7 protein-coding genes and 1 pseudogene are annotated in these 3,417 nt (G+C 41.8%); 4 read left to right on the top strand and 4 right to left on the bottom strand.

Annotated features, from left to right (window positions below; translation table 11 throughout):
- Positions 1–53: 53 nt before the first annotated feature.
- From ACM0OR_RS27985 to ACM0OR_RS27970, 4 genes and pseudogenes are all read right to left on the bottom strand, one after another.
- Positions 54–641: pseudogene (locus ACM0OR_RS27985) on the bottom strand (formylglycine-generating enzyme family protein); the annotation flags it as partial.
- 239 nt (positions 642–880) lie between these two features.
- Positions 881–1,099 (bottom strand): hypothetical protein, encoded by a 219-nt coding sequence (locus tag ACM0OR_RS27980; protein ID WP_414579669.1) that lies wholly within the window; start codon positions 1,097–1,099, stop codon positions 881–883.
- Position 1,100: 1 nt separating this feature from the next.
- The gene (locus ACM0OR_RS27975) at positions 1,101–1,298 is read right to left on the bottom strand and encodes a hypothetical protein (RefSeq protein ID WP_414579668.1); all 198 of its coding nucleotides are present in this window, start codon (positions 1,296–1,298) and stop codon (positions 1,101–1,103) included.
- Complete coding sequence (locus ACM0OR_RS27970; protein WP_414579667.1) at positions 1,295–1,450, bottom strand: hypothetical protein; 156 nt, start codon at positions 1,448–1,450, stop codon at positions 1,295–1,297. Before ACM0OR_RS27970 ends, ACM0OR_RS27975 begins: the two co-directional genes overlap by 4 nt.
- A gap of 170 nt (positions 1,451–1,620) precedes the next feature.
- On the opposite strand from ACM0OR_RS27970, the gene ACM0OR_RS27965 reads away from it, so the two are divergent.
- The 4 genes from ACM0OR_RS27965 (at position 1,621) to rsmA (ending at position 3,316) form a co-directional block, all read left to right on the top strand.
- A complete protein-coding gene (locus tag ACM0OR_RS27965) occupies positions 1,621–1,887 on the top strand; it encodes a ribbon-helix-helix domain-containing protein (RefSeq protein WP_414579666.1) in 267 nt (88 codons plus the stop codon).
- Positions 1,884–2,291, top strand: coding sequence for a type II toxin-antitoxin system VapC family toxin (locus ACM0OR_RS27960; RefSeq protein WP_414579665.1), 408 nt, complete (start codon positions 1,884–1,886; stop codon positions 2,289–2,291). The genes ACM0OR_RS27965 and ACM0OR_RS27960 overlap by 4 nt, the downstream gene beginning before the upstream one ends.
- On the top strand, positions 2,281–2,409 hold the full coding sequence (locus ACM0OR_RS27955) for a hypothetical protein (RefSeq protein WP_414579664.1): 129 nt from the start codon (positions 2,281–2,283) through the stop codon (positions 2,407–2,409). Before ACM0OR_RS27960 ends, ACM0OR_RS27955 begins: the two co-directional genes overlap by 11 nt.
- Before the next feature lie 91 nt (positions 2,410–2,500).
- A complete protein-coding gene (gene rsmA, locus ACM0OR_RS27950) occupies positions 2,501–3,316 on the top strand; it encodes a 16S rRNA (adenine(1518)-N(6)/adenine(1519)-N(6))-dimethyltransferase RsmA (RefSeq protein ID WP_414579663.1) in 816 nt (271 codons plus the stop codon).
- Positions 3,317–3,417 lie beyond the last annotated feature (101 nt).

Genomic DNA, 3,417 nt, shown 5'->3' with positions numbered 1-3,417 from the left:
AAATTCTCCGAGAATTTGGTAAAAACTATGTAATTAATTTTGTTTAGCTACTTATCATATAAACCGAAAGAGTTCGGCGGAAATATTCCTACATTTGTTGTCTCTCTTCGATATTTACCTTTGGGTGCAGAACCGTAGGGATATTTACCGTCATAGTTCACTAAATCTGTGGTGATGGTTTCCCCAAAATAAAACGGCGTAGTTGTCCCTGCGCGACAGGCATATTCCCATTCGGCTTCGCTGGGTAGCCTGTAGGGTTTTCCTGTTTTCTGGCTCAATTTTTCACAAAACTCTACCGCATCATCCCAACTGACTCGTTCTACAGGTCTTTTCTCTCCTTTGAAGCTAGCAGGATTTATCCCCATGATGGCTTGATACTCTGCTTGGGTGATTTTATATTTCCCCATGAAGAAGCCGGGAACTCTCACCTGACGCTGGGGACTTTCTCTATCAAGTCTTTCCGCCTCGCTTTCCGGTGAACCCATTGTAAATGTTCCCCCTGGTATCTGCACCATTTCCAGTTTGACACCATTCCCCAAGTCTTCTGCAACGTATATTGCTTCCTCATTGCGGCGGTTGATGATGCTTCCCTGTGAGTTTACTTTCACCACTTCAAATTGAAAGGTTTGTGATGTAGATGGCTTTTGATCAAAACCATATTGACAATGCAACAAGTTCTCAATTGCCTCTAGCTCCTGATCAAGTTTCTTTAGCTCAATTTTCTCCTGTTTAAGTTGCTCTTCTAATTTAAACTTTTCTGTGGCACTAGTCTCAATAGCTAATTGTTTTCCAATAAGCTTGAGTTTATCATTCCGAATTTCCCACTCGTGCTGAAGTCTCTCTCGTTCTGCTTCCAGTCGCTTTCGTTTATAATCCGTCATTATTCTGCTAAATCTAGATTTCTATTGAGTTTCAAACCACTGGCGCAAGACTCACAGCAAATTACTACTGTTGGGACGGGTTGATTTAGCCTCAATATCAGGGGAATCATCAGAGAAAAAGAACACCTGATTAACATTGCATCCCGCTTGGCATAATTTAGCGGTTGCAAATAATCATAGTAGTTAACGCCGATCGCGATCGCTAAATTTTTCGCCATTTCATTTTGGTTCTTGTCGCCGAAATACCAGTTTAATCGCGCCTTTCCCGCCTGCTTTCGCACCGTTACCGATTAATTTGACTTCACCTTCAGCACTGATTTCTACGGATAATTCAATTTCATCTAGCTGCATTCCGCCGTTGGCTTGTTGTTCTGCGCGGTTAAATAAGCGTCCCACTACTTCTAGGAAGTGTGTCATTTCTTGACTTTGACTGCATCGCCTACGCTTTTAGTGGTTTCTTCTCTCCAAGTGCGGGTATTACCACTTATACCTTTAACACCATCGGTAACGGCAATTTGCGGTGCTGCATCTGTGACTATCCAAATGCTGTCTGAGGGTGTGTTTGTCATAATTATGCTGTTTTTTAGTATTTTCGCATAAGTATATGTATATAGGGATTATCTCACGCAGAGGCGCAGAGAGAGCGCGCGGGGGGTTTTGGTATGATGGCGATCGCTTCTATTAAGCTGATTGAATCACTCGTTATTTACAATGGAAGAATACCCTTGCAAATAAATCTATGAATGTATCCTTAACTCCAGAACTTGAACAATTCATCCAAAGTCAGATTGCAAGTGGTAAGTATGCTTCAGCACAGGAAGTCATTGTTGATGCTCTCAAAACTTTGGCTGCAAAGGGTCATATTGTGACAGCAGTACAGCCAAAAACACCAGAAGAATTAGGCTGGCCTCCTGGTTTTTTTGAACAGACGGCTGGTTGTTTACAAGATGATCCTCTGGTGCGATATCCCCAAGGTGAATATGAATTGCGGGAGTCGTTAGAGTGATTTATTTATTAGATACCAATGCTTGTATTGTTTATCTAAATCGTCCCATATCTGGTGTGCGGCGGCGGTTAGAATCTTTATCACCACAGGATGTTGCTGTTTGTTCAGTTGTGAAAGCTGAACTTTTTTATGGTGCAGTCAAAAGCAAAAATCCTCAACGCTCTTTGGCTGTACAGTTAGCTTTTCTCAGTCGTTTTATTTCTCTGCCTTTTGATGATGTAGCCGCTCAAGTTTTCGGTGAAATTCGTGCTGAGTCGGCAATTTTAGGGACGCCTATCGGCCCTTATGATTTGCAAATAGCAGCGATTGCGAAAGTCCATAATTTAATTTTAGTGACGCACAATATCAGTGAATTTAGTCGAGTGAAGGGCTTACAGATTGAAGACTGGGAGAATGATGGCTGATTTTGTGGAAGCGATCGCCATCTTCAGAGACAATGGTTTTAGATCCCCCCAACCAGAGGTAAATTTTATCATCTTCAATATCACAATTACATCTTTTTGTCATTTCAATTGGCCGTAAAAGCATTAAAAATTTACACTTAAAAGTAAGCAAAAAGTAAGAAATAGATTTTTTGTAAAAAGCTGAGATTTAGATATAGTAAGGAAAAATAATGGTACGACCGCGCAAGCTCTTTGCTCAACATTGGCTCAAAAGTGATAAGGTTTTGGATGCGATCGTCAAAGCGGCGGAGTGTAGTACAAATGACCGCATCCTGGAAATCGGCCCCGGTACAGGTATTCTCACACGGCGTTTACTACCTTTAGTACAGTCTTTAGTAGCTGTGGAAATTGACCGCGATTTATGTAAGTTATTAGTCAAACAGTTGGGGAATAAGGAGAATTTTTTACTGCTACAAGGTGACTTTCTCACCCTAGATTTGGCTACAAACTTGGCAGCATTTCCTAACTTTCAAAAGCCAAATAAAGTTGTTGCTAATATCCCCTATAATATTACAGGGCCAATTATTGAGAAATTATTGGGAACGATCGCCAACCCTAACCCTACACCTTTTGATTCGATAGTGTTATTAATTCAGAAGGAAGTAGCGGAAAGATTATATGCGAAATCCGGGTCAAGAATATTTGGTGCATTATCAGTAAGGGTGCAGTATTTAGCTGAGTGCGAATTAATTTGTCATGTCCCCGCAGCTGCATTTCATCCACCACCAAAAGTAGATTCCGCCGTCGTGCGCCTGCGTCCCCGACAGATAGAAATCCCGGCGGATGACCCAAAAAAATTAGAGAATTTGCTAAAGTTAGGCTTTGCCGAGAAACGCAAAATGCTACGGAATAATTTGCAATCTGTTATTGATCGCGATCGCCTGAGCCAATTACTGGAACAATTAAATATAAACCCCCAAGTTAGAGCTGAAGACCTCAGCACTCAGCAATGGGTAACTCTGAGTAACACACTCACAACCAGCTAAACGCCGCGCTACCGCTAACACAACTCAGCAATAGGTAACTACTCAAAACTCAGCACTCAGCACTCAGCACTCAGCACTCAGCACTCAGCACTCAGCACTCA

Origin of the sequence: Anabaena sp. CCY 9402-a (assembly GCF_963920945.1) — a bacterium.
Classification (GTDB): Bacteria; Cyanobacteriota; Cyanobacteriia; order Cyanobacteriales; family Nostocaceae; genus Trichormus; species Trichormus minutissimus.
This window is presented reverse-complemented; position numbering and strand designations above follow the sequence as displayed.